This is a genomic window from Paramagnetospirillum magneticum AMB-1 (genome assembly GCF_000009985.1).
GTDB lineage: Bacteria > Pseudomonadota > Alphaproteobacteria > Rhodospirillales > Magnetospirillaceae > Phaeospirillum > Phaeospirillum magneticum.
Map to the genome: position 1 here is coordinate 388,686 of NC_007626.1, position 24,025 is coordinate 412,710.

The window sequence follows — 24,025 nt, forward strand, 5'->3', positions numbered from 1 at the left end:
TCCACCCAGGACATTGGAGAACATCCATGGATGACAGGATCATAGAGGCGGAGGCACCTCCGAGCAATCCGCCCACCACCAGGGAAGAGTGCCGGCAGCGTCTGGCCCAACTTCAGAACGACATCACCGCGATTCGCACTGAGATTGCCGCCGCAGATATGGACCGCCAGGCCGGTCGTCGGCCAATGGACGCCCGCTGGTACCACCGCGCCCGCACCGCTTTGCGCCACCGCCAGCATGAGGCGGCGGAAATCGCCGTCTTGATGGTCCGCCTGCCGGGCCGCAAGGATGCCTTGAAGGACCTGCTGATCGAGGTGGTGCGGGCCGATTACGACGAAACCGGCTGGCAAAGGGTGATGGACGAGGCCCACCGGCGTCTCGATACGCGGGGAGCAGCAATATGACCGCTCTGCCGCCCCCTCCTAGCCCCACCATCGAAGCGATCTACGCCGCCTATGAGGCCTGTGCCGAGGACGGCTTCCGCCTTCATCTCGGCGCATCGCTGATCGGCAAGGAGTGCCTCCGCGCCCTGTGGTGCGACTTCCGCTGGACCACGCGGGCCGGCTTTCCCGGCCGGGTGCTGCGGCTGTTCGAGACCGGGCAGTTGGAGGAGGCCCGCATCGTGCGCGACCTGCGCCGCACCGGCGCCACCGTGCTGGAGGTCGATCCCGAATCCGGGCGTCAATGGCGGGTCGAGGCCCATGGCGGGCATTTCGGCGGCTCGCTCGACGGCGTGGCCCTGGGCCTACTGGAGGCGCCCAAGACCTGGCATGTGCTCGAATTCAAGACCCACTCGGCCAAGTCCTTCGCCGATCTGAAGCGCCAAGGCGTGCGGGAGTCCAAGCCGCGGCACTTCGCCCAGATGCAGGTCTATCTCCACCTCACCGGCATGACGCGGGCCATGTATGTGGCGGTGTGCAAGGATACCGACGAGATTTACGTCGAGCGCATCCTGGCCGACAGGGCCGTGGGCGAAACCCTGGTGGCCATTGCCGGTCGCGTCATCAATGCCGCCCGTCCGCCGGAACGGCTATCGGCCGATCCGGCATGGTGGCAATGCCGGTGGTGCGAACACCATTCCCTCTGCCATGACGGCGGCGCCGCCGAGCGCAATTGCCGCACCTGCCTGCATTCGACTCCGGTGGAGGGTGGTTGGCACTGCGCCCGCCACGACCGTGGCCTCTCCTCCGCCGACCAGCGGCGCGGCTGCGAGCTTCATCTCTACATTCCCGATCTGGTGCCGGGCGAGCCCATGGACGCCGGCGACGATCACGTCGTCTACCGCCTGAAGACTGGCACCACCTGGATCGACGGGAGGGTGCCATGCTGACGCTCCGCCCTTATCAGCAGGCGGCCCTCACCGCCATTTACGACTATTTCGGCCGGAAATCCGGGCACCCGCTGATCGTCATTCCGACAGCCGGCGGCAAGGCTCTGGTGCTGTCTGCCTTCATCAAGGAGGTTCTGGAGAACTGGCCCGATCAGCGCATCCTGGTGGTCACCCATGTCCGCGAACTGATCGCCCAGAACTATGCCGAGTTGATCGGCCTGTGGCCCGATGCTCCCGCCGGCATCTATTCCGCAGGGTTGGGCAAGCGCGACCTCGGCGCCCGCATCCTGTTCGCCGGCATCCAGTCGATCCACAAGCGGGCCTATGACATCCAACAATGCGATCTGGTCCTGATCGACGAGGCCCATCTGATCCCCTGCGCCTCCGACACCATGTACCGGCGCTTCCTCGACACTCTGGCCAGGATCAATCCCCATCTCAAGGTGATTGGCTTTACCGCCACGCCCTATCGCCTCGACAGCGGCATGCTGCACGAGGGCGGTGGCGCACTGTTCACCGACATCGCCTACGAGGTGTCGGTGCGTGACCTGATCGATGCGGGATTTCTCTGCCCGCTGGTCAGCAAATCCGCCGCGACGAAGTTGGACGTCACCGGTGTCGGCAGCCGTGGCGGCGAATTCATCCCCAGCCAGCTTCAGGCGGCGGTCGACAAGGACTCCATCACCCGTGCCGCCATCGACGAGGTGGTGGCCTACGGCCAGGACCGTCGCTCCTGGCTGGCGTTCTGCTCCGGGGTCGAGCATGCCGAGCATGTGGCCCAAGCCATTCGGGATCGCGGGTTTTCCTGCGCCACTATCTTCGGCGACACCCCCAAGGGGGAGCGCGACCGGATCATCGTCGCCTTCAAACGCGGTGAAATCCGGGCGCTGGCCTCCATGGGGGTGCTGACCACCGGCTTCAACGCCCCCGCCGTCGACCTGATCGCCATGCTGCGCCCGACCAAATCGGCGGGCCTCTATGTCCAGATGGCCGGACGCGGCACAAGGCTGTCACCCGGTAAATCCAACTGTCTGGTGCTGGACTTTGCCGGCAACGTCGCCCTGCACGGTCCCATCGATGCGGTAATGCCCTCGGCTCCCGGTAAGGGTGATGGCGAGCCGCCGACCAAGGTGTGTCCCGGCTGCGACAGTATCCTGGCGGCGGCCATGCGCAAATGCCCCGATTGCGGCCATGACTTCCCCCCGCCTGAACTCAAGATCGAGGCTACCGCCAGCACGCTGGAGGTGCTGTCCACCGGCCTGCCGCAATGGGTGTCGGTGTCCGACATCTCCTACCACCTGCACGAGAAGCCCGGCAAGCCCCCCAGTATGCTGGTCAGCTATCTCTGCGGCATGGTCCGCCACCGCGAATGGGTGTGCATCGAGCATGACGGCTATGCCCGCCAGAAGGCGGTGCAGTGGTGGCAGAAGCGGGCACCCGGCTTGCCAGTCCCCACCACCGTCGAGCAGGCGCTGATGCAAGCCGACAGCCTGAGGGTGCCGATCGAGATCGCGGTGCGCCCCAGCGGCCGGTTCACCGAGGTGGCCGGCGCGAGATTCACATGATCTGTGCCGTCTGCAACCGCGAGGGGCGCGGCTTCGGCTTTATCCCGCGTCTTGCCCGGCTGCGTGGCCCGCCCGAAGCCGCCTGCTCCATGACCTGTCTCGACACCATCGCCCGCTGGAGAAGAACCATGATCGATCCCACCCCCAACGAGATCACCGCCATGGAGCATGGCGGACAGATGGGCGGCGAGTATCTGGACAGCATCGCCAAGACCGATCTGGCGGCATTGTCGCCAGAGCAATGGCAGACCTTCGTCGAGGCGGTGATCACCGGCTATTGCGACCATCTGCGTGATCTCGCCGGCCGCGACCGGGGACGTCTCGACGGCATGGCCGGGGAGGTGCCATTCTGATGGAGGCCGCCCAAGACTTCATGGCCCGGTTCGGGGCACGGCTGGTGGATAACGGCTATCCGGCGATCCCCATCTGGCCGGGCACCAAGAAGCCTGGACGCTTCCAGGCCGGCGCTTGGTGCGATTACCCGGCCTGGACCCGCCATTGCGACCGCCCAACCACCCTGATCGAGGTCGAGACCTGGGCCACTTGGCCCGATGCCGCCATCGGGCTGGCCTGCGGCACCTTGGTCGGCATCGATATCGACGTGCTCGATCCCGACATCGCCCACCGGCTGGAGCGGCTTGCCCGCGACATGCTGGGCGACACGCCCTTGCTCAGGATCGGCAAGGCCCCCAAGCGGCTGCTGGTGTATCGGGCCGATGTGCCATTCTCCGGCCCCAAACGGGCGCCGCTGGAGATCCTGGCGCAGGGGCGGCAATTCGTCGCCTTCGCCATCCACCCGGATACCGGCCAGTCCTATGTGTGGCCGGAAGATTCGCCGCTCACCGTGGCGCTCGACGATCTGCCGGTAGTCACCGAGGAATCCGTCCGCCAATGGCTCGATGCCGCCATCGCCCTGCTGCCCGATGATCTGCGCCCGGCCACCCTGGTGTCGCCGTCCGTCTCAATGCCGTCCACCAGCCCCCAGCGCGGCACCCTGGCAGCGGTGCGATCCGCGCTCGCCCACATTCCCAACGCCGATCTCGAATACGATTCCTGGGTGCGCATCGGCATGGCGATGAAGGGAGCCATCGGCGAAGACGGGGCATCACTGTTTGCGGCCTGGTCGGCAATGTCGGCCAAGGATGTCCCCGCCGCCACCGCCAAGGCCTGGGCCAGCTTCCGCCCCACCACCATCGGTGCCGGCACCCTCTACCATCATGCCATGGAGCGCGGCTGGCAGCCGAATCTCACCTTGGTGCTGGATGGCAGCACGTCCCAGGACGAGGTCCATCCCGCCGCCGGTCTGCTGGCCAAACTCGCGGCCATTCCCGCCGAACCGACAGCGCCGGTGCAGCCGTTCGATCTCACCATTCCCGACGGCGTGCTGGGCGACATGGTCACCTACATGCTGGCCACCGCTCGGCGCCCCCAGCCGGAATTGTCGCTCGGTGCCAGCCTGTGCGCCATTGGCGCGCTGATGGGCCGCAAATACCGGACCGAAAGCAACCTGCGCTCCAACCTCTACGTCATCGCCCTGGCCGACAGCGGCTCGGGCAAGAACCACAGTCGCGAAATCATCAACGAGACGTTTTTCCAAGCCAATCTCGCCCAGTATCTCGGCGGCAACAAAATCGCCTCCGGCGCCGGCCTGCTGACCGCCCTGCATCGCCAGCCCGCCATGCTGCTGCAGATCGACGAGTTCGGGATGTTCCTGGAGGGCATCGCCGACCGCAAGCGCAGCCCACGCCATCTCACCGAAATCCTCGACAACATGACGGAGTTGTATACATCGGCCGGCGGGGTGTTCCTGGGTGCAGAATACGCCAACCGCGACGGCAAGAACGAACGGCGCGACATCAATCAGCCATGCCTGTGCGTCTACGGCACCACCGCACCGACCCGATTCTGGAATGCCCTGCAATCGGCCAACGTGGTCGATGGCTCACTGGCTCGCTTCATCGTCATCGCCAGCGGCAACCAATACCCCGACGAGAACAACGACACCGGCATCCGTTCGGCGCCGCCCGCCCTGATCAAGAGTCTCAAGCTGATCGCCGCCGGTGCTGGACGAATGGCGGCGGGCAATCTCTCGGGACTGACGGCCGACCCCACCACCGCCGTCGATCCGATGACCGTGCCCATGGACCCGCAAGCCAAGGCCATCTTCCGGGATCTGTCCCGCGATATCACCGTCCGGCTGCGCGAGGCTCTGGGCACGCCGTTCACACCGATCCTCGCCCGCATTGCCGAGAACGCCACCAGGGTCGCCCTGATCCGTGCTGTCTCATTCGATCCAGTGAGGCCGGTGATCCGGGCCGACGATGCCGAATGGGCGATTCAGTTCGTCAGCACCTGCGCCGACCGCACCATGGTTGAGATTGGCCGCCGCGTCGCAGACAACGACATTGAGCGCAACCACAAGCGCCTCCTGGAGATCGTCCGGGGTGCTGGTGCGACCGGCCTCACCAAGAGCGAGTTGATCCGCCGCAGCCAATTCCTCGATCGGCGGCAACGCGACGAGGTGATCGCTGTTCTGGTGGAAGCCGGAATCATCGAGCCGATCATGACGGCGACGGTGACCAAGCCGACCATATCGTTCCGCACGACCGGACGGGAGGCATGGTGATGAGGGAATTCTTCAACGGTTGGAAAATTCATCAGGCCACACGGAACGGCCCAATCCCCTGTTCTAACTGGGGTTCTGAGGAATTCTTCAAATTCTTCAATTCTTCAACCAGAGACCCCGCACGCAGGTGCGTGGCGCGGGCGCCATCTCTCTATTCCCTCTTGTCTGAATTATTGAATTATTTGAAATTACATATACTGAATCAATGGGTTGACCCGTTATGGGCGCCCTTGAAAAATTCACTCTATCTTGAAGAATTCGCCCGCCATCCCGGCGGCCGATGGGATTCATCCGTTTTTGCGCCGTATTTCTCCCTGCCAATCTTGAGCGACAGCACCGCCATCGGCCCGGCGGTGCTGTCGCCCCTCCAAGCTCAAATCTGGAGGACCACATGACAGCTTTGACCAAACCCCAGCCATGCCATGACGCCGATGCTTCCGGCGCCGTACTGGCCCTCGACCTGGGCACCACCACCGGCTGGGCCATGCGCCTTGCCGACGGCGCCACTGTCTCCGGCACCATGGAGTTCCGCCCCGGTCGCTTCGAAGGCGGCGGCATGCGCTACCTGCGCTTCCGTTCCTGGCTCGACCACCTGCTGGGCGGCGCCAAGGGCATCAGCGCGGTATATTTCGAGGAAGTCCGCCGCCATGCCGGAACCGATGCAGCCCACATTTTCGGCGGCTTCCTGGCCCATCTCACCGCTTGGTGCGAACTCAACCACATCCCCTATCAGGGCGTGCCGGTCGGCACCATCAAACGCCACGCCACCGGCAAGGGCAATGCCGGCAAGGACGCGGTGATCGCCGCCATGAAAGCGCGCGGCTTCAATCCCGAGGACGATAACGAGGCCGACGCCCTGGCCATCCTGTCCTGGGCCATCGACACCCAGGGAGGTGTGCGATGAAGTGGCATCCCCCTGGCTTCGGCGGCAACCGCCGCGACCCCGAGCAGGTCAAGCAGGATGGCTGGAAGGAGCGCGGCGTCCTGGTCATCGCCGAGGACGACCAGCGTCTCACCTGGCCCGAACGTGAACTCATCCGACAGCTTGGGCAAAAGCTCTATGGCAAGCGTCCTGGACAGGAGGCGTCCCATGGCTGAACTCAAACTCTCCCCCAGCGAGGTGGAGGACCGCATCACCGAGGCCGCCGACGTGCTGGGGCGACTGCCCGACACCCGCGTGCAGGGCTATGTCTGCACCTGGCCGCCGATGGTGCGCGAGTACTGGGAATCCTATGGCGTGGCCGAGGTGAAGTTGCGGCGGCCACCGCCATCGGCCGCCGCCATCACTCGCATGGACCAGTCACTCGAATGGCTGCGGTGGCTCGACCCAATCGACGCCCAGATCGTCTGGCATCGAGCCAACAATGATCGCTGGAAGGCCATCTGCGGCAAGGTAGGGCTGTCCCGAGCCACCGTTCATAGGCACTGGATGTACGCGCTGTGCGTCATCGCCTGGAGGCTGAACGGGAACAAGGTGCCGGGGAAACGAGCGCGCGGGCACCTTGTCGAGCGTGTCAACGCCCTGCGGCAGAAAAATGAAAATGAGACATTTCTGGCCAGGACGGATTCACCGGCCGAGTGATAAATTCTGGGCACGATGACGGAAGTCGCGAGCGGGCGGCGGGGTGGCAGGAATGCCCCCCACCAGCCTCTCGGATGAAGAAACGAGAAAGTGAAAAGTGAGACATTTTTGGTCGGGACCGCGGCCATGGTGATGAGCTAGACTCCTTCCTGAGATTGAACGGGTCCTCCCTGGAGCACACGCTATGCGGGGGGCATCAGCGCCGGATTTCGCTAGCGACAGCCAAAAAATCTGGGTTTCCACTTAGGTTTCCAGTTTCCAGCCCAAAGGCGCGTTTGTCCAAGGACAGCGCGCCTTTCGCATATCCGGGGGCCTGGAAACCAGGGTGGAAAGCACCCCTGGAAACCTGACCGGGTTTCCACCTGCCGGTTTCCAGTTTCCATCAGCCCAGGTTTCCACCCCCATGCAGCTTGCTCTCTCCGAGCCGTTCCCGCCGGCCAACGGCGCGATGTCGTGCGCCTTGGCCGCCGAAGGGCTGGTCTATGGTTCGGTGTGCAGCGGGATCGAGGCCGCGACGGTCGCCTGGGAACCCCTGGGCTGGCGGCCAGCTTTCTTCGCCGAGATCGAACCATTCCCCTCCGCCGTGCTGGCCCACCATTACCCGGCAGTGCCCAACCTGGGCGACATGACCGCCATCGACGGTCGGGCATGGCGGGGCAAGATCGACGTCCTGGTGGGTGGAACGCCCTGCCAGGCGTTCTCGGTGGCGGGCCTGCGCAAGTCGCTCGACGACGCCCGTGGCAACCTTGCCCTCAAATTCGTGGACCTCGCCAATGCCATCGACCCAGCCTACACAATTTGGGAAAACGTGCCGGGTGCCTTGTCCACCCGCGATAACGCTTTCGGATGCCTTCTGGGCGGATTGGCCGGCGAAGATGGTCCGCTGCTCCCACCAGGGGGCAAATGGACGGACGCTGGTGTTGTGTCTGGACCCACGCGCACAGTCGCGTGGCGCGTCCTCGACGCCCAATATTTCGGCCTGGCCCAACGCCGCCGCCGTGTGTTCGTTGTGGCAGGTCCTCGAGACCGGGCCGATCCCGTCGCGGTACTTTCTGAGCGCAAAGGCGTGCGCCGGGATCATCCGCCGAGCCGAGAAGCGGGGCAAGGCATTGCCCCGACAATTAGCGCACGCACTCGCGGCGGTGGCGGGCTCGGCACCGATTTCGACATCGACGGGGGATTGATCGCCGAGGCCTTCGGCGGCAACAACACCTCCGGTCCCATCGAGGTGGCCACCGCGCTCAATGCCTGCGCGTCGGCCAGCGGGCGGATGGATTTCGAGAGCGAGACCTTTGTCGCCACCACCCTGCGGGCCCGTGATCTGGCTCGTGGCGTCGATAGTGACTGCACCGACACGCTGATTGCCCATTCCCTTCGCGGCGAAGGCTTCGACGCCTCGGAAGACGGCACCGGACGCGGCACGCCGCTGGTGCCGGTGACCTTCAATTTGCGCGGCCGGGACGGCGGGGCGCAGGCGGAAGTCGACGCCGACAACCTCGTCAGCCTCCGGGCTGCCAGCGGCGGATCGAGCCGCAGCTACGTGGCCTTCACCCAGAATCAGCGGGACGAGGTTCGCCCTCTGGACGTTGCCGGTGCCCTGGCCGCCGAGCCTGGGACCAAACAGCAGACCTATGTCGCCTTCGACTGCAAGGCTGGCACCGGGTTCCAGTCCGCTGAGGCCGATGGCGTCACGCCGACCCTGCGGGCCATGTCGGCCTTGGGCCGCGACAATGCCGGTGGCCAGTTGGCGGTCCAGCACGGCATGGCGGTGCGCCGATTGACGCCCCGCGAATGCGAGCGGCTACAGGGATTTCCCGACGATTACACCCGCATCCCTTGGCGCGGAAAGCCAGCGGACAGGTGCCCCGACGGCCCAAGGTATCGCGGGCTGGGGAATTCCATGGCCACCACCGTCATGGCTTGGCTGGGACGCCGCATCCAGGCCGCAGGAAAATGACAATGACCCATCCGCTTCCAGACTCTGTCGAGCATTGGCCCATCGACCGGTTGATCCCCTATGGCCGCAATGCGCGGACCCATTCGGACGGCCAGGTCGCTCAGATCGCCGCCAGCATGATCGAGTTCGGCTGGACCAATCCGGTGCTGGCCGACAGCCGGGGCAATGTCATCGCCGGTCATGGCCGACTGGCCGCCGCCAAATCCCTCGGCCTGGATACGGTGCCGGTGGTGATCCTCGACCATCTGACCGAGGCCCAGCGCCGCGCCTATATTTTGGCTGACAATAAGCTTGCACTCAATGCGGGCTGGGATGAAGAGACCCTGGCGGCCGAATTGCACGCGCTGAATGGCGATGGCTTCGATCTCGGCGTCATCGGCTTCTCCGACGAGGAGTTGGACGCCCTGATGGCCCCCCTTGATGACGAGGGCGACGGCCAGGGTGATGGAACCGGCGAGGATGAAGTGCCGGAACCGCCAGCCGATCCGGTGACGCGGCCGGGTGATCTGTGGATTTTGGGCCACCATCGCCTGCTCTGCGGCGATTCCACCGTGGTCACCGATGTGGATCGGCTGCTGGCCGGGGCCAAGCCACACCTGATGGTGACCGATCCGCCCTACGGCGTCGAATATGACCCGGAATGGCGCAATCAGGCGGGTGTGTCGTCCTCAGCCCGCACCGGCAAGGTCGCCAACGACGACCGCGCCGACTGGAGCGAAGCCTGGGCACTGTTCCCCGGAGAGGTCGCCTATGTCTGGCACGCGGCCATCTTCGCCAAGACGGTAGCCGACAGCCTGGAGGCGAATGATTTCAAGATCCGCGCCCAGATCATCTGGTCGAAAAATCGCTTCGTTTTGGGCCGCGGCGATTACCATTGGCAGCATGAGCCCTGCATTTATGCCGTGCGCAAGAACGCCACCGGCCATTGGCAGGGGGCGCGGGATCAGGCCACCATCTGGGCCATCGGCAATAACGGCGATGAGGACGAGGCCACCGTTCACGGCACCCAGAAGCCGGTGGAATGCATGCGCCGTCCGATCCTCAACAACAGCGCCGAGGGCGATTCGGTCTACGAGCCCTTCGCAGGCAGCGGCACCACGGTGATCGCCGCCGAGACCACCGGCCGGGTCTGCTTCGCCCTGGAACTGAACCCCGCCTATGCCGATGTGACCGTCGGCCGCTGGCAGAAGATGACCGGACAGAAGGCCATTCTGGATGGTGATGGCCGCTGCTTCGACGACATCGCCGCCGGGAAGGCGGTCAGCGCCGGGTGATCCGGCGTAAGGAATGCTGGTACTTGGCGTCGGTAGGTTTCCAATCAAGCGGCTTGCAGCCGAGCCGCAGATCACGGTTCCAGAATTCCAGGATCTGCTGGTTGGAATAGCCCCGGCCCCGGAAGTACTCGAAATCGGTCTGCGACCATTGAGGATGGGCCTTCAGGGCAGCGGCGGGGCGGACGGTCAACCGGGCCGCCATGGTCACTTCGCCTCCTGGCCAGCGGCAAATGCGGCTTCCAGGGCCTTCTTGATCTGCCAAACCGACAACTCGTGGAAGTCGAGGCGGTCGCTGTTGCGAGTGTCCAGGGTTTCGAGGTCGAGGATTTGGGTGGCAATCTCGGTCAGGACTTGGTCTCGGGCTTTCATGTTCTTGGCCTCCGTTGTGGTGGGGCCAGTACCGCTCTATGTCGCCGACAGATCAAGTCGATTAAGCGTGAGATTTCAATAAGGTGATCGATTGCGTCAATCACGCAGCATGTCCATGGTCGAGGCCGTTGCCAACGTGGTGATCGGCTACGCCATCGCGGTCGCCACCCAGGTGGTGGTATTCCCGATCTTTGGCATTCACATCACCCTGGCCGATGATCTCGCCATCGGCTTGGTGTTTTTGGTGGTCTCGCTGATCAGGAGTTACTTGCTGCGGCGGGTCTTTGAACGGCTGCTATGAGGATGATATTGCGGGCTTGGATTCGGCCGCCTCTGAATCTACTCTTCCGGCCTTGATTTCCGAGGGGAGAGCATCATGAGTAAATCCGCCATGTCCAAGGCCATCCGCCAAGCCGCTGGTTGCACTGTCGCCCAGGCTGATGCCGCTGTCGAAGCGGTGCTGGCCACCATCGTCGAAGGCGTCAAGACCGAGGGCCGCTTCAGCCTCATCGGCTTCGGCTCCTTCTCCAAGTCCGAGCGCCCGGCCCGCCAGGGTCGCAATCCGCGGACCGGCAAGACCATCGACATTGCCGCCTCGACCTCGATCAAGTTCAGCACCTCGGCGGCGCTGAAGAAGTCGCTGTAGCCGATGGCGGTTGACCCCGAGCATGTGGCCAAGGCCGCATCCGAGATGCTGGCGCGTTACGGCATCAATGCCGTCGCCAGGGCACAGGATCGGGTGAATGACGTATCGAGGGCGGGTGATCGCACTGCCCTCGATCTCGCAATGTTGCTGTTGACCGAGGTGGAGCGTCAGGCTGCGGCTTCCGCATTCTGAGCAATCCGGTACACCCGGCCCCTCGTTTCAATCTTCTCGCTGGTGACGTCAAGGCCCAGCTTCTTCTTCAAGGCACCGGCGATTGCTCCCCTTGCCGTATGTGGCAACCAGCCAAACTCGGCGGTAATCTCGGCAATGCTGGCGCCTTCGGGCCGCTTCAGCATGGCGATCAGGGCCTCCTGCTTGGTGCCTTCGCGGGGCTTACGGGCCGGTTTCGCGACGTGGGCGTCCGTGGGCGGGGATTCTGCCTCGTCGGCCATGTCAGCCGCCGGTTCTTCTTCCGGGCCTGAGTCCGCGCCCGTGTCGGCGACAATGCCCAACGCCATGTAGGCGGCGGCCGTGGCGACCAGCGTCAGCGGGCTTCCATCCTCGTCCTCGCGCCAGACCGGGGCACCGGCTTCAACCGGAATCGCCTCGATCAAGCCCTTCTTGATCATGCTGGTCAGCACCATGTCGACCGCTCCGCCCTTCAAGGATGCGGTGATCGGCAGGACCAGCCCGCCCTCGCGGGCGCAGGCGGCGGCGAGGATGACGGACTGGGTATCGGATAGCTGAATCTGGGTCATGGTTCGGTTCCTCTCGGGGTACGGCGCGGTCAATCCGCGCCCAGTACCACCCCGAGCCCAACCGGGCGGACCCGGTCGGGCGATGCGGGAACCAAGGGCGTCAGGCGGCCATGTTGGCCAGGAGACGCCGGGCCTCGTAAATGGCCGTCCACATGGCGCGGTCATCGGCAGGCCCATCCGTTGCTTCTATCTCGGTCGCGGCGCGGTCGATGGCCCGCAACGTTCCCACCATGGCGGCATTGTCGGCACGCAGGCGGTCGATCTCGGTGGAATCAGTCATCCGTATCTCCTTTCTTGACGGTGCTGCCGGCGAGGCCGGACCTCAGGCTGCCGCGTCAGCCATGACCTCGAAATGGGTGACGAAGCCGGTGAGGTAGGGCAGCCCGTGCGGGATTCCGGTTTCCCGCGCCGTGTGGCGGCTGATGGTCCAGACCATCCAGCGGGCCACCGCCGCATCGATCGCCGCCGCCAGCCCGAGACCGCGAAACAATCCGTTCGCGACGTCGTCGGCGAAGTGGCGGCCTTGGGTGCTGTCGAGGAAATCGCGTACCGCCGTGTCGGGGCAGCCGGTGGCGAGTTGGATCGCAGGCATCGCCAAATTCCAGGCTTCGGCCTGGTCGGCGTGATCGCCCAAGGTGCCGAAAAAGCCCCAATCAATATTGGCGGTGGGGAGGATGGTGTTGGGCATGGTGGTCTCCTCTGTTCGTGGGACCATCCATCGCTCTGTCGGCCCGGCACATCAACTGGAATAGCGGATCATTTCCTTTCGTTTTAAGGCTTCGATCATGGGGGTGTCCGTTCGAGAATATGCCCGCAGGCGTGGCGTCAGTCATACCGCCGTGCGCAAGGCGGTGCAAACGGGCCGGATTCCCCAGGAGCCCGACGGCACCATCGACCCGGTAAAGGCCGACGCCGCCTGGGATGCCCAGACCGACCCTGGCCGACGGGCTACTTCTGCCCCGAAGCCGGTCATTGAAGCGCCGGCTTCCCCGACACCTACGCCCCAGCGCGAAACTACCCCGGTTGTCCCGGTCGCCGCCGCCGCCGGCGCCACCTTCGCCCAGGCCCGCACCGCCCACGAAGTCGCCAAAGCCCAGAAAGCCCGCATCCAGGTGGATCGCCTCAAGGATGAGGTGGTCGACCGGGCACGGGCCACCGCCCTGGTGTTCAAGCTGGCCCGGCAGGAACGGGATTCCTGGATCACCTGGCCCGCCCGGGTGGCCGGGCAGATGGCGGCGGAGATCGGGATCGACCCGCATGTGATGCAGACCCTGCTGGAAGCCCATGTCCACGCCCATCTCGACGAACTCGCCGCCATCGAGCCGAACTTCCGATGACGCGTATGGGTTCCGTGGGGCCGATGCTGTGCTGCTGGCATGGCAGGACGGGATGCGTCCTGATCCCCGCCTGACCGTGTCCCAATGGGCCGATCAGCACCGCATGCTGTCCAGCCGGGCCTCGGCGGAACCGGGCCGGTACCGCACGGCCCGTACCCCTTACATGCGCGACATCATGGACGCGCTGTCGCCTACCAATCCGGTACAGCGGGTGGTGTTCATGAAGGCGGCCCAGGTGGGGGCGACCGAAGCCGGGTGTTGCTTCATCGGCTTCGTCATCCACCATGCGCCGGGGCCGATGCTGTGCGTCCAGCCGACGGTGGAGATGGCGAAGCGGGCGTCGCGCCAGCGCATCGACCCTCTGATCGAGGAAAGCCCGGCCATCCGGGAACGGGTCAAACCGGCCCGCTCGCGCGACGCCGGCAATACCATGCTGTCAAAGGATTTCCCTGGCGGCACATTGGTGCTGACCGGCGCCAACAGCGCGGTGGGCCTGCGTTCCATGCCGGCCCGTTACCTGTTCCTCGACGAGGTCGACGCCTATCCGGCTTCCGCCGACGACGAAGGCGATCCGGTGGGGTTGGCCGAGGCGCGGTCTCTGACCTTCGCCCATCGCCGAAAGGTGTTCCTGGCCTCGACGCCGACCATCCGGGGCATGTCGCGCATCGAGCGGGAATACGAGGCCAGCGATCAGCGGCGGTTCTTCGTGCCGTGCCCTCATTGCGGGACCATGCAGTGGCTGAAATTCGAGCGGCTGCGCTGGGACAAGGGCCGCCCCGAGACGGTGCGCTATCACTGCGAAGCCTGCGAGCAGGAGATCGCCGAGCACCACAAAGGCGCGATGCTGGCGGCAGGCGTTTGGCAGGCGACGGCCACGGGCACTGATCCCGGTACCATCGGCTTTCACATCTCGGCGCTGTATTCACCGCCGGGCTGGCAATCGTGGCGGGACATCGTCCGCCTGTGGGAAGCGGCACAAGGAAATGACGATGCGCTGCGGGTGTTCAAGAACACCGTGCTGGGCGAAACCTGGACCGAATCCGGCGAGGCCCCCGACTGGCAGCGGCTCTACGACCGCCGCGAAAACTGGGCCAATGGCAGTGTGCCGGAAGGCGCCCTGTTCCTCACCGCCGGGGCCGATGTCCAGAAGGACCGCGTCGAGATTGATGTCTGGGCCTGGGGCCGCAACCTGGAAAGCTGGCTGATCGACCACATCGTCATCGACGGTGGGCCGGAACATGCCGAAACCTGGACTGCGTTGGAGCAGGTGCTGGCGAAGACCTGGCAACATGCCAACGGCGCCGCCCTGAAGATCGCCCGCCTCGCCATCGACAGCGGCTACGAGGCTTCGGCGGTCTACACCTGGGCTCGCCGGATGGGCGTAGGCCAAGTCTCGCCGATCAAGGGCGTCGAGGGCTTCAACCGCTCCAGCCCGGTGTCGGGCCCCACCTATGTGGACGCCACCGAGGGCGGCAAGAAGGTGCGCCGTGGTGCCCGCCTCTGGACGGTGGCGGTGTCCACCTTCAAGTCGGAGACCTACCGGTACTTGCGCCTGGAGCGGCCCACCGACGAGGAACTGGCCTCGGGCATCCGTTTCCCGGCCGGAACGGTGCATCTGCCATCGTGGGCGGACTCGGAGTGGTGCAAGCAGTTCGTCGCCGAGCAGTTGGTGACGGTCAAGAACCGACGCGGCTTCACCAAGCTGGAATGGCAGAAGCTGCGCGAACGCAACGAGGCGCTGGATTGCCGGGTCTATGCCCGCGCCGCCGTCTGGATCGTCGGTGCCGACCGCTGGTCGGAGGCCAAGTGGCGGGATCTGGAAGCCCAGATTGGCCCGTCCGAGACGGTTCAACCCGAAGAAGCCCAGGCGGGTCAGATCCGCCGCACCGTCCGTCGCCCCCGGCGGATCATCAAGTTCAGCGGGATGCACTGATCATGACTCTCGACGAAATGAAGGCCGAGCGGGAAAAGGTGCTGGCGAGGCGCAACTCCCTGGTGGCCCGCGTCACGGTGGGCGACCGCACCGTCCAATACGACCTGACCCAGGCCAACCATGTGCTGGCCGATCTCGACCGCCGTATCGCCATGCTGGAGGGCAAGAAGCCCCGTCGGCGCATCCTCGCCGTCGCCACCAAGGGGCTGTGACCATGCTGGGGAGTTTCCGCCGTCGCCTCGGTGCCCTGATCGGCGGCTTCGAGGCCGCCCAGGGCAGCCGCCGGCTCAAGGGCTTCCAGCCCAGCCGCGCCCATGTCAACACCCTGATCGCGGCTGCCGGTTCCGACATCACGGCGCGAGCCCGTTATCTGGTGCGCAATAACGGCTATGCCCTCAATGCCGCCGAAAGCTGGACCGGCAATGCCGTCGGCACCGGCATCAAGCCGTCATCCCTGATCGCCGACAAGGATCTGAAGGCCCTGGTGCAGCAGCTCTGGCTGGCCTGGACCGACGAGTCCGACGCCGAGGAGCTGACCGATTTCTACGGCCAGCAGCGCCGAGCCGCCCGCGAGGTGTTCATCGCCGGGGAAGTGTTCTTCCGCCTGCGCCCGCGTCGCCCGGAAGACGGCCTGACGGTGCCGTTGCAGCTTCAGATGCTGCCGTCCGAGATGCTGCCGCTGACCCGAACCGAGGTTCTTCCCAACGGCAACACCATCCGTCAGGGCATCGAGTTCGACCGCATCGGTCGGCGGGCGGCGTATTGGTTTCTGCGGCGTCATCCCGGTGATCTCACCGATCCCGGCATGGTCGGCGAAATGGTGCGGGTGCCGGCCGCCGAGATCATCCACGTCATCGACCCGGTGGAATCCGGCCAGCTTCGCGGCGTCTCCAGGCTGGCCCCGGCCATCGTCAAGCTGTTCCTGCTCGATCAGTACGACGACGCCGAACTGGAGCGCAAGAAGATCGCGGCCATGTACGCCATGTTCGTGATCTCTCCGGCCCCGGCCGACGTGATCGACATGGTGCCCGCCGACGATGGTTCCGGCGACCGCATCGTCGAGGTCCAGCCCGGCCAAGTAGTGCCCTTGGAGCCGGGCGAGCAGATCCAGACCTCGGCCCCCGCCGATGTCGGCGGATCGTATGAGCCGTTCGAGTACCGGACGCTGCTGCAGATCTCCGCCGCCACCGGCATCCCCTACGCCTACCTCAGCAACGACATGCTGAAGGCCAATTACTCCAACTCGCGCATGGCGCTGCTGGAGTTCCGCCGCCGGGTCGAGGCATGGCAGCACTCGGTGATGGTCCACCAGATGTGCAGGAAAGTGTGGCAGCGCTGGTTAGATGTGGCGGTGCTGTCCGGGGCGCTCGACATTCCCGGCTACGAGCGCAACCGCGCCAGCTTCATCGCCTGTTCCTGGCTGCCGCCGAAATGGGACTGGGTCGATCCGCTGAAGGACGCCAAGGCCGAGATCGAGCAGATCGGGGCGGGTCTGAAAAGCAGGACGCAGGCACTGGCCGAGCGTGGCTACGACGCCGAACAGGTCGATGCCGAGATTGCCACCGACCGGGAACGCGAACAGCGGCTGGGGCTGACCTTCGGTTCCGATCCGTCACCGCTCTTGCTGCCCCCACCGACATCGTAAGGACCACCATGCACGATCTGCCCCATCTCGCGGCCCGTCTCTACGGGGCGCCGCTACTGGTCGCCCGCAGCAAGCTGGACGTGATCCTGGCCGCGCTCGGTCCCCGGCTGGCCGGGCAGGCGGCGCCTTTCGACGGGGATGCCATTCCTTCCGACGATGTGGAGGTCACGCCCGACGGTATCGCCATCATCCCGGTGGTCGGCACCCTGGTGGCGCGGTCGGGCTACCTGGGTGCCGCAAGTGGGCTCACTGCCTATTCGGACATCGCCGAAACCATCGAGGCGGCGGCCACTGATCCCGGCATCCGCGCCATCCTGCTGGATGTGGACTCTTCCGGTGGCGAGGTCGGTGGCCTGTTCGATCTGGTCGACCACATCCAGGCCATCCGCAGCCAGTGCGGCAAGCCCATCTGGGCGGTGGCGGACGAGGCGGCCCTATCGGCGGCCTATGCCATCGCCTGCACCGCCGACCGCCTCTACGTCACCCAGACCGGCGAGGTCGGCTCCATCGGCGTGGTCGCCGTCCACCGCGACGAATCGGGGGCCGATGCCCAGGCTGGGCTGGCCTGGACTTTCGTTCATGCCGGTGCCGCCAAGGTCGATGGCAATCCCCACCAGCCGCTGTCCGACTCTGCCCGCGCGGCCCTCCAGGCCGACGTCGATGCCCTCTATGGGAAGTTCGCCACCCTGGTGGCCGAGCGCCGCCGCCTGTCTCCCGACGCAGTGCGGGCCACCGAGGCTGTGGTCTATCGCGGCGACCAGGCGGTTGCCGCCGGGCTGGCCGACAAGGTCGGTACCCTGCGGCAAGCGCTGGCCGATCTCGGCGCATCCCTGACCCGTCCCTCCGTCCGTACCCCCGTCCTGTCCAGACCCAAGGAGACCACCATGTCCGAGCAAACGGGGGACATCCCTATCAACGAAACCGAACGCTCCACTCCGGGAGCCATTGTTCCGGTGCCCGGCGCAATAACCGCCCAGGTAGAACAGCGCCTGCGCGCCGAATATTCCGAGATCAGCGCCATCGCCGCTCAGGCCGCCCGCCTGGGCGTGACCATCGATCCCGCCGAGGCCATGGCCAAGGGCATCCGCCCCGAGGCGCTGCGTCGCACCGTGCTGGAGCAACTGGCCGAGCGCTCCGAGGCCACCGATGTGGTCGCCGCCGCTCCGGCGGGAGCCGCCCCCAAGTCCGAAACCGAAAGCCCCATCGTCCGGCGTGCCCGCGAAGCCGCCGCCCGGAAATAAGGACACCCCGCCATGCATGTGCTGACCGCTTCGCCCACCCTGGGCGATCTGCTGAAGTTTGAACTGAACGCCAGCTACTCCCGCGAGACCGTGACGCTGAAGGCCGGGACCAGTTATCCCCTGGGTTCCGTGCTGGGCCGCATCTCCGCCAGCGGTGAATACCGCCTGTCCCCCGCCGCCGAGGTGGTGGGGGACGAAGGGGCGGAGGTGGCCGTCGCCGTGCTGCTGGACGCGGTGGACGCCACCGACGGCGTGGCCACCGGCCTGATCGCCGCCCGCGGCCCTGTCATCCTGGCCGATACCGCCCTGGTGTTCGACGCCTCGGTCGACCAGCCCACCGAACGGGCCGCCAAGATTGTCCAGCTTGCCACCGTGGGGCTGGTTGCCCGCGCCACCGTCTGATCGGAGCCTTTCCCATGACCCAGATCATCAATCCCTTCGACGTGGGCGGCTACTCGCTCGCCGAAATGACCCAGGCCATCAACATCCTGCCCAACCTCTATACTCGGCTGGGCCAGATGGGGCTGTTTCGCTTCGAGGGCGTCACCCAGCGCAGCGTCATCATCGAGCAGGCCGAGGGTGTCCTCAACCTGCTGCCCACCGTTCCCCTGGGCGGCCCGGCCACCGTCGCCAATCGTGATGCCCGGTCCATGCGCTCCTTCACCGTGCCGTGGATTCCCCATGACGACTCCATCACGCCCCAGGATGTCCAGGGCGTGCGCGGCTTCGGCGTCGCCGATGCCGCCGATCCCCTGGCCACGGTGATGGAGCGCAAGTTGACCCGCATGCGGAGCAAGCACGCCCAGACCCGCGAGTTCATGGAGGTCAATGCGCTGAAGGGCGTGGTCCGCGACGGCGGCGGGTCCACCCTCTACGATTATTTCAGCGAATTCGGCCTTGCCCGCCAGCAGGTGGATTTCGCCCTGGGCACCGCCACCACCAATGTCCAGGCCAAGATCCGCGACGTGTTGCGCAAGGTGGAGACCGAGCTAAAGGGCGAGACCATGACCAGCGTGCTGGCCCTGGTCAGCCCGGAATTCTTCGACAAGCTGATCGGCCATGCCAAGGTCGAGCAGGCTTACCAGTATTATTCCTCGACCGGTGCTCAGCCGCTGCGGGAAGACGTCCGCCGCCGCTTCCCCTTCGCCGGCATGGTGTTCGAGGAATACAGCGCCACCGTCACCCTTTCCACCGGCCAGACCGAAACCCTGATCCCGCCGGGCGAAGGCATCGCCTTCCCGCTGGGCACCATGGACACCTTCGTCACTTATGGCGCCCCGGCCAATTTGATCGAGACCGTCAACACCCTGGGCGTTCCCATGTATGCCCGGCAATTGGCCCGGCAGGACGGCAGCGCCATCGACGTCAAGACCGAGGCGTCCATCCTGCCGGTCAACAAGCGGCCCCGCCTGGCGGTGCGTCTGTTCTCGGGGAATTGATGAGCGCCTTTGCGGATGCCATCGACGACCTGATCGCCGATCCGAACATGGCCGTCGCCGTGACCTACCAGGGCAGCCCCGTGCGTGCCCTGGTGCGACGGCCCGACCGCGACATCGAGTTCTCGGACATCACCGTCCACACGGGGACGGCGGTCTTCGAGATTCGGCGGGGGGAGGTTCCGGCACCCCAGGCGGGGGATGTGATCGTCCATGACGGCGACAGTTTCGTCGTCCAAGGCGAACCCCGCCTGGATGCCGAGCGGTTGGTCTGGACCTTGGATACGAGACCGGCATGAAACTGGCGGCGGCAATTTCCGGCGATCTGCGCAAGATCATGGCCGAGGAAATCAAGGCCGCCGAGGACGCCGTCACCGCCGCCATGCGCCAAGCCGCCGACGGATTGAAGGCCGATCTTCGCCGCCAGGTCACCGAGGCTGGCATGGGCCAGCGCCTCGCCAACACCTGGCGGGCCGAGCTTTATCCCAAGGGGCGCAACAGCATCAAGGCAGCGGGCTTCGTCTTCACCAGGGCTCCCACCATCATCCGCGCCTTCGACCAGGGTGCCGTGATCAAATCCAAGCACGGCTTCTGGTTGGCGATCCCCACGCCCGCAGCCGGCACCGGCGCCCGAGGCAAGCGCATGACGCCCGGCCTGTGGGAACAGATGCACGGCAGCCGGTTGCGATTTATCTACCGCCGGGGTGCCCCCTCGCTGCTGGTGGCCGAGAACATGCGGGTCCGCACCGGCAAGCGGGGAGGCTTCGCCAAGGGCAGCGCCTCGGCGCTCCGCTCCGGGCGCGGGATGACCAGTGTGGTGATGTTCATCCTGGTGCCGCAGGTGAGCTTGAGGAAGCGCTTAGATGTGGACGGCGTCGCCGAACGGTGGGCTTCGGCGCTGCCGGAGCTGATCGTCAGGAATTGGCGGAATTAGGGTCCGTAACCGGCGGCATCCCGGCCACGCTATAGCTGGTGCGTTTGCTGCCGCCCGGATTGCGGACCAGAATGCCCCGTTCCAGTAGGTCATTGATGTCACGTTGGGCGGTATCGACCGAGCATTTGCCGATGGCGGCCCACTTCTTGGCGGAAAGGTTGCCCTCGAATCCGTCCATGAAGCGATTGAGGACGGCCTTCTGCCGGGCCGACATCGGTTCGGAGGTGAAGCGCCGCCAGAACTCGGCTTTGCCCAGCACGCCCTGGGCCGCCACTTCGGCGGCATCGATCGCCCGGCCATAGCATTGGATGAACCAGGACAGCCACGCGGTGATATCGAGGCTGCCGCGCTGGGTCCGCTCCAGGATTTCGTAGTAATGGCTGCGTTCCCGCTGGATCTGCGCCGACATGCTGTAGAAGCGCTGGCCAGTGCCCTCCATCTGGGCCAGGGCGAGATCGGCGATGGTGCGGGCAATGCGGCCATTGCCGTCGTCGAACGGGTGGATCGTCACGAACCACAGATGGGCGACGGCGCTGCGCAGAAGGCCGTCCATGGCCGGGGGCTGGTTGAACCATTCCAGAAATTGCTCGATTTCGCTCCCGACCTGCTCGGCTGGTGGGGCTTCATAATGGACCTTGGGGCGTTCAATCGGGCCGGACACCACCTGCATGGGGCCGGCACTATCGGTGCGCCAGTCGCCAATGGTGATCTTGTGCAGCCCGGACCACCCGGTCGGGAAGAGCGCGGCATGCCACCCGAAGAAGCGTTGCTGAGCCAGGGGGATTGCGTGATTGCGCAGGGCATCGAGCATCATCTCGACGATGCCGTCGATTTTGCGATCTGGGGGCAGCACGCTGCCGTCCGGCAGCCCTAAACGCCGGGCTACCGAAGAGCGGACGCTGGCCATATCCAGCCGTTCTCCCTCGATCTCCGAGGTCTTGATCACGTCTTCGGTGGTAGCCCGGAGTTCCGCCTCGCACTTAAGATCGAAGCCAAGACGCTGCATTTGGCCGAGCAGATGCCCCTGCTTGTGGCGGGCTTCCGCCAGGGGCATCAGCAACGCTTGGGCATCCCAGCGGAATTGGGGCCAGTTGTCTTCTCTCCAGATGTACACGGCATATTCTCCGCAGAAGTTACGGAGAATATGCCGTCATTCGCTGCAGGCAGCAACGTAATTCACCGCACATGTTGCGGAGAATTTTGAGTTATTCGCCGCATGAGCAGTTATTCGAGATCGGGAAAGCATGGCCAGTGTCCGCGAACAGATCCTCGCCGCCCTGCTGGCGCGGCTGGAAACGGTGCCTGGCGCCACGGTCAAACGGGAAGCGCCGCTGCCCGAAACGGTCTCCGCCGGGGGATTGATCATCCTGCGCGACGGCGATCCCGGCGACCCGGAGGTGATCCTGTCGCCCGTCACCTATCTCTGGGAACACCAGGCCGAGATCGAGGTGATCCTCCAGCGCGGCCAGGATGACGACAGCGTCGCTCTGGACGTCCTGCTGATGGCGGTGGGGCAGGCCCTTGCCGCCGACCGTTCCCTCGGCGGTCTGGCCGAATGGCTGGACTGGGGGGCTCCCAAGACCTCCGGCCTCGCCATCGACGGGGCAGCGTCCCTGCTGGGCGCCACGGTACCGGTCACCATCCATTACGGCTCCAGCGACCCGCTGGGCTGAGCCTCACCTTATATATGGGAGTTTCCCATGGCGAAAACTCGGGCCTATGGCGCCGATTGCGCGCTGCTGGCTGCCTTCGAGGCGAGCTACGGGGTGCTTCCGGCCGACGGCTATACAAGGCTGTCGTTCAAGGAATCCAGCCTGGGGGCCGAGCGCCCGCTGGGCTACGACCCGCTGCTGGGTCAGGGCCGCGATGCCCAGGATCCGTTCTATGAGGCGATCAAGGACGAGGGCGATGTCGGTGTGCCGCTGGATGTGCGGGCGCTCGGCTTCTGGCTCAAGGGCTTGTTCGGCGCGCCCGCCACCGCCGATAATGGCGACACTACCTTCAACCATGTCTTCACCTCGGGCGGCACACTGCCCAGCCTCGCCATCGAGATCGGCCATGCCCAACTGGCGGCGCCGAAGTTCTTCCGTCACGGCGGCGCCAAGCTGGACAAGCTGTCCTTCGACATGGCCCGCTCCGGCGCCGCCAATGCCAGCATCGGTGTGATCGCCCAGGGCGAGACCGAAGCGGCCACCACCATCGACGCCACCCCGGCGACCTTTGCCCTGAAGCGCTTTTCCCAGGGCAGCGGCACCATCCGGGTCGGTGGCGGCCAACTGGCCAACGTGGTCGGCGGCAAGCTGTCCTTTTCCAACAATCTGGAGCGGGTGGAGACCATCCGCGCTGACGGGCTGATCGACGGCGTGGACGAGACCGAGGCTACCGCCGAGGGTTCGGTGGACATCCGCTTCGGCACCGACACCACGCTGACCACCGCCATCGCCGCCGAGAGCCCGGTGGCGATGGAATATGGTTTCACCATTCCCGGCTCGGCCTTTGCCCTGACCTTCCATCTGCCCCGCGTCTTCCTGCCGAAAAAGAAGCAGGAGATCAAAGGCCCCGGCGGCATCCAGGCCAGCTACGACTGGCGGGCGGCCCGCGATCCGGTGGCGGGATATCTGCTCCGCGTCACCCTGGTCAACGACGTGGCGGGGTACTGATTATGATCCGCCTGACCATCCCCAAGGAACCCTACTGGATCGATCTGCCCCACGGTGTCCGGGTGTTCGTCCGTCCCCTGACCACGGCGGTGTACGAGGCCGCCCGGTCACGCGGCTGGCGCATGGCCCGTGCCATCGCCGCCGAGCATGCCGATCTCAAGGCGGCGGGGGCCGATATCACCGGTCTGCCCGATCTGTCCGACGAGGACGCCCTGGCCGGGCTGTCACAGATGTTGTTTGCCCAAGGTCTGGCCCGTTCCGCCATCACCAAATGGGAGGGCGTGCTGGACGTGGCCGATCAACCGGCGGAGGTCACCGACACCGCCATCGCCGAGCTGATGCAGCTTCCCCGCATGGCCGAGTCCTTCGTCGTCCAATACACCGAAACCCATGAAACGGTCATCGCCGAGGGAAACGTCTCCAGGCCCGCGCCGAATGGCACTTCGGCGGCGGGCCTGACTACTGCCGAGGCTGCGGTGGAAACTGCGACTGCCCCTATGACCGCAACACCCCCCTGAGTGAATCCGGCTGGCAAGCCTGGGAATTGCTGACCGGGGCCATCGGCGCCATCCGCATCGGCCCGCGTGGCGGCATCACCGGGCTCGACCTTCCCGCCTTGCTGATCCAGGCCGAGGCACTGGGTTACGACCGGCCTTTGCTGGTTCGGCTGCTGCCTTTCGTCGAGCGGGGAATGGTGGCCGGTTCCGCCAAGGTTCAAACCGAGACCTGATC

The 24,025-nt window shown here is 65.6% G+C and carries 33 protein-coding genes; 27 read left to right on the forward strand and 6 right to left on the reverse strand.

Features of this window, described 5'->3' with window-relative positions:
- Nucleotides 1-26: 26 nt before the first annotated feature.
- The 11 genes from AMB_RS01800 (at nucleotide 27) to AMB_RS01845 (ending at nucleotide 10,334) form a co-directional block, all read left to right on the forward strand.
- Nucleotides 27-404 carry a hypothetical protein gene (locus tag AMB_RS01800; protein WP_011382799.1) on the forward strand — a complete coding sequence of 126 codons (378 nt, stop codon included), beginning with the start codon at nucleotides 27-29 and terminating at the stop codon, nucleotides 402-404.
- Complete coding sequence (locus tag AMB_RS01805) at nucleotides 401-1,330, forward strand: PD-(D/E)XK nuclease family protein (protein WP_011382800.1); 930 nt, start codon at nucleotides 401-403, stop codon at nucleotides 1,328-1,330. Before AMB_RS01800 ends, AMB_RS01805 begins: the two co-directional genes overlap by 4 nt.
- A complete protein-coding gene (locus AMB_RS01810; RefSeq protein WP_011382801.1) occupies nucleotides 1,324-2,895 on the forward strand; it encodes a DEAD/DEAH box helicase in 1,572 nt (523 codons plus the stop codon). Before AMB_RS01805 ends, AMB_RS01810 begins: the two co-directional genes overlap by 7 nt.
- Nucleotides 2,892-3,248, forward strand: coding sequence for a DUF6511 domain-containing protein (locus tag AMB_RS01815; RefSeq protein WP_011382802.1), 357 nt, complete (start codon nucleotides 2,892-2,894; stop codon nucleotides 3,246-3,248). Before AMB_RS01810 ends, AMB_RS01815 begins: the two co-directional genes overlap by 4 nt.
- Nucleotides 3,248-5,521 (forward strand): PriCT-2 domain-containing protein, encoded by a 2,274-nt coding sequence (locus AMB_RS01820; RefSeq protein ID WP_011382803.1) that lies wholly within the window; start codon nucleotides 3,248-3,250, stop codon nucleotides 5,519-5,521. The genes AMB_RS01815 and AMB_RS01820 overlap by 1 nt, the downstream gene beginning before the upstream one ends.
- Complete coding sequence (locus AMB_RS24740) at nucleotides 5,521-5,916, forward strand: hypothetical protein (protein WP_148207251.1); 396 nt, start codon at nucleotides 5,521-5,523, stop codon at nucleotides 5,914-5,916. The genes AMB_RS01820 and AMB_RS24740 overlap by 1 nt, the downstream gene beginning before the upstream one ends.
- Nucleotides 5,913-6,425: a crossover junction endodeoxyribonuclease RuvC gene (locus AMB_RS01825; protein WP_011382804.1), complete on the forward strand. Its 513-nt coding sequence runs from the start codon at nucleotides 5,913-5,915 to the stop codon at nucleotides 6,423-6,425. Before AMB_RS24740 ends, AMB_RS01825 begins: the two co-directional genes overlap by 4 nt.
- On the forward strand, nucleotides 6,422-6,619 hold the full coding sequence (locus AMB_RS01830) for a hypothetical protein (RefSeq protein ID WP_011382805.1): 198 nt from the start codon (nucleotides 6,422-6,424) through the stop codon (nucleotides 6,617-6,619). The genes AMB_RS01825 and AMB_RS01830 overlap by 4 nt, the downstream gene beginning before the upstream one ends.
- The gene (locus AMB_RS01835) at nucleotides 6,612-7,103 is read left to right on the forward strand and encodes a DUF6362 family protein (RefSeq protein WP_011382806.1); all 492 of its coding nucleotides are present in this window, start codon (nucleotides 6,612-6,614) and stop codon (nucleotides 7,101-7,103) included. The genes AMB_RS01830 and AMB_RS01835 overlap by 8 nt, the downstream gene beginning before the upstream one ends.
- 403 nt (nucleotides 7,104-7,506) lie before the next feature.
- Nucleotides 7,507-9,060: a DNA cytosine methyltransferase gene (locus tag AMB_RS01840; protein ID WP_011382807.1), complete on the forward strand. Its 1,554-nt coding sequence runs from the start codon at nucleotides 7,507-7,509 to the stop codon at nucleotides 9,058-9,060.
- Nucleotides 9,061-9,062: 2 nt separating this feature from the next.
- On the forward strand, nucleotides 9,063-10,334 hold the full coding sequence (locus tag AMB_RS01845) for a site-specific DNA-methyltransferase (protein ID WP_011382808.1): 1,272 nt from the start codon (nucleotides 9,063-9,065) through the stop codon (nucleotides 10,332-10,334).
- On the opposite strand, the gene AMB_RS01850 is transcribed toward AMB_RS01845, so the two are convergent.
- Entirely contained in the window at nucleotides 10,321-10,536 is a 216-nt protein-coding gene (locus tag AMB_RS01850; protein ID WP_011382809.1) for a hypothetical protein, read from the reverse strand. The genes AMB_RS01845 and AMB_RS01850 overlap by 14 nt on opposite strands.
- Before the next feature lie 2 nt (nucleotides 10,537-10,538).
- Entirely contained in the window at nucleotides 10,539-10,703 is a 165-nt protein-coding gene (locus AMB_RS25875) for a DUF6900 domain-containing protein (RefSeq protein ID WP_011382810.1), read from the reverse strand.
- 109 nt (nucleotides 10,704-10,812) lie between these two features.
- Between AMB_RS25875 and AMB_RS01855 the strand changes: the two genes are divergently transcribed.
- From AMB_RS01855 to AMB_RS01865, 3 genes are all read left to right on the forward strand, one after another.
- Nucleotides 10,813-11,004 carry a DUF7220 family protein gene (locus AMB_RS01855; RefSeq protein ID WP_231848946.1) on the forward strand — a complete coding sequence of 64 codons (192 nt, stop codon included), beginning with the start codon at nucleotides 10,813-10,815 and terminating at the stop codon, nucleotides 11,002-11,004.
- 75 nt (nucleotides 11,005-11,079) lie between these two features.
- Nucleotides 11,080-11,349: an HU family DNA-binding protein gene (locus tag AMB_RS01860; protein WP_011382811.1), complete on the forward strand. Its 270-nt coding sequence runs from the start codon at nucleotides 11,080-11,082 to the stop codon at nucleotides 11,347-11,349.
- A gap of 3 nt (nucleotides 11,350-11,352) precedes the next feature.
- Complete coding sequence (locus tag AMB_RS01865) at nucleotides 11,353-11,541, forward strand: hypothetical protein (RefSeq protein WP_011382812.1); 189 nt, start codon at nucleotides 11,353-11,355, stop codon at nucleotides 11,539-11,541.
- On the opposite strand, the gene AMB_RS01870 is transcribed toward AMB_RS01865, so the two are convergent.
- The 3 genes from AMB_RS01870 to AMB_RS01880 form a co-directional block, all read right to left on the reverse strand.
- Nucleotides 11,517-12,107 (reverse strand): DUF3489 domain-containing protein, encoded by a 591-nt coding sequence (locus tag AMB_RS01870; protein ID WP_011382813.1) that lies wholly within the window; start codon nucleotides 12,105-12,107, stop codon nucleotides 11,517-11,519. The two genes, AMB_RS01865 and AMB_RS01870, sit on opposite strands and share 25 nt — an antisense overlap.
- Nucleotides 12,108-12,207: 100 nt before the next feature.
- Nucleotides 12,208-12,387 (reverse strand): hypothetical protein, encoded by a 180-nt coding sequence (locus AMB_RS01875; protein ID WP_011382814.1) that lies wholly within the window; start codon nucleotides 12,385-12,387, stop codon nucleotides 12,208-12,210.
- A 42-nt stretch (nucleotides 12,388-12,429) separates the two neighbouring features.
- Nucleotides 12,430-12,795: a hypothetical protein gene (locus AMB_RS01880; RefSeq protein ID WP_043743177.1), complete on the reverse strand. Its 366-nt coding sequence runs from the start codon at nucleotides 12,793-12,795 to the stop codon at nucleotides 12,430-12,432.
- Nucleotides 12,796-12,892: 97 nt separating this feature from the next.
- Between AMB_RS01880 and AMB_RS01885 the strand changes: the two genes are divergently transcribed.
- Genes AMB_RS01885 through AMB_RS01925 form a run of 9 tightly spaced genes read left to right on the forward strand, consistent with a single transcriptional unit; the run spans nucleotide 12,893 to nucleotide 20,633 of the window.
- Nucleotides 12,893-13,444, forward strand: a complete 552-nt coding sequence (locus AMB_RS01885) for a hypothetical protein (RefSeq protein ID WP_011382816.1) — start codon at nucleotides 12,893-12,895, stop codon at nucleotides 13,442-13,444.
- Nucleotides 13,445-13,496: 52 nt separating this feature from the next.
- Nucleotides 13,497-15,377: a phage terminase large subunit family protein gene (locus tag AMB_RS01890; RefSeq protein ID WP_197531971.1), complete on the forward strand. Its 1,881-nt coding sequence runs from the start codon at nucleotides 13,497-13,499 to the stop codon at nucleotides 15,375-15,377.
- 2 nt (nucleotides 15,378-15,379) lie between these two features.
- Complete coding sequence (locus AMB_RS01895) at nucleotides 15,380-15,589, forward strand: phage head-tail joining protein (RefSeq protein ID WP_009870805.1); 210 nt, start codon at nucleotides 15,380-15,382, stop codon at nucleotides 15,587-15,589.
- A gap of 2 nt (nucleotides 15,590-15,591) precedes the next feature.
- The gene (locus AMB_RS01900; protein ID WP_011382818.1) at nucleotides 15,592-17,022 is read left to right on the forward strand and encodes a phage portal protein; all 1,431 of its coding nucleotides are present in this window, start codon (nucleotides 15,592-15,594) and stop codon (nucleotides 17,020-17,022) included.
- A gap of 8 nt (nucleotides 17,023-17,030) precedes the next feature.
- Nucleotides 17,031-18,263: a S49 family peptidase gene (locus AMB_RS01905; protein WP_011382819.1), complete on the forward strand. Its 1,233-nt coding sequence runs from the start codon at nucleotides 17,031-17,033 to the stop codon at nucleotides 18,261-18,263.
- A gap of 12 nt (nucleotides 18,264-18,275) precedes the next feature.
- Nucleotides 18,276-18,665: a head decoration protein gene (locus AMB_RS01910; RefSeq protein ID WP_011382820.1), complete on the forward strand. Its 390-nt coding sequence runs from the start codon at nucleotides 18,276-18,278 to the stop codon at nucleotides 18,663-18,665.
- 14 nt (nucleotides 18,666-18,679) lie between these two features.
- Nucleotides 18,680-19,702, forward strand: a complete 1,023-nt coding sequence (locus AMB_RS01915; protein ID WP_011382821.1) for a major capsid protein — start codon at nucleotides 18,680-18,682, stop codon at nucleotides 19,700-19,702.
- Nucleotides 19,702-19,998, forward strand: a complete 297-nt coding sequence (locus AMB_RS01920; protein ID WP_011382822.1) for a head-tail joining protein — start codon at nucleotides 19,702-19,704, stop codon at nucleotides 19,996-19,998. The genes AMB_RS01915 and AMB_RS01920 overlap by 1 nt, the downstream gene beginning before the upstream one ends.
- Nucleotides 19,995-20,633 carry a DUF6441 family protein gene (locus tag AMB_RS01925; RefSeq protein WP_011382823.1) on the forward strand — a complete coding sequence of 213 codons (639 nt, stop codon included), beginning with the start codon at nucleotides 19,995-19,997 and terminating at the stop codon, nucleotides 20,631-20,633. The genes AMB_RS01920 and AMB_RS01925 overlap by 4 nt, the downstream gene beginning before the upstream one ends.
- Here the strand turns inward: AMB_RS01925 and AMB_RS01930 are convergent.
- On the reverse strand, nucleotides 20,614-21,687 hold the full coding sequence (locus AMB_RS01930) for a Fic family protein (RefSeq protein ID WP_231849058.1): 1,074 nt from the start codon (nucleotides 21,685-21,687) through the stop codon (nucleotides 20,614-20,616). The two genes, AMB_RS01925 and AMB_RS01930, sit on opposite strands and share 20 nt — an antisense overlap.
- A 190-nt stretch (nucleotides 21,688-21,877) precedes the next feature.
- On the opposite strand from AMB_RS01930, the gene AMB_RS01935 reads away from it, so the two are divergent.
- The 4 genes from AMB_RS01935 to AMB_RS01950 are packed head-to-tail and all read left to right on the forward strand — an operon-like array spanning nucleotide 21,878 to nucleotide 24,023.
- Entirely contained in the window at nucleotides 21,878-22,306 is a 429-nt protein-coding gene (locus AMB_RS01935; RefSeq protein ID WP_011382825.1) for a hypothetical protein, read from the forward strand.
- A 27-nt stretch (nucleotides 22,307-22,333) separates the two neighbouring features.
- Nucleotides 22,334-23,293, forward strand: coding sequence for a phage tail tube protein (locus AMB_RS01940; RefSeq protein WP_011382826.1), 960 nt, complete (start codon nucleotides 22,334-22,336; stop codon nucleotides 23,291-23,293).
- Nucleotides 23,294-23,295: 2 nt separating this feature from the next.
- Nucleotides 23,296-23,811 carry a hypothetical protein gene (locus tag AMB_RS01945; protein ID WP_011382827.1) on the forward strand — a complete coding sequence of 172 codons (516 nt, stop codon included), beginning with the start codon at nucleotides 23,296-23,298 and terminating at the stop codon, nucleotides 23,809-23,811.
- A 26-nt stretch (nucleotides 23,812-23,837) separates the two neighbouring features.
- Complete coding sequence (locus tag AMB_RS01950; protein ID WP_011382828.1) at nucleotides 23,838-24,023, forward strand: DUF7697 family protein; 186 nt, start codon at nucleotides 23,838-23,840, stop codon at nucleotides 24,021-24,023.
- The last annotated feature ends 2 nt before the right edge of the window (nucleotides 24,024-24,025 follow it).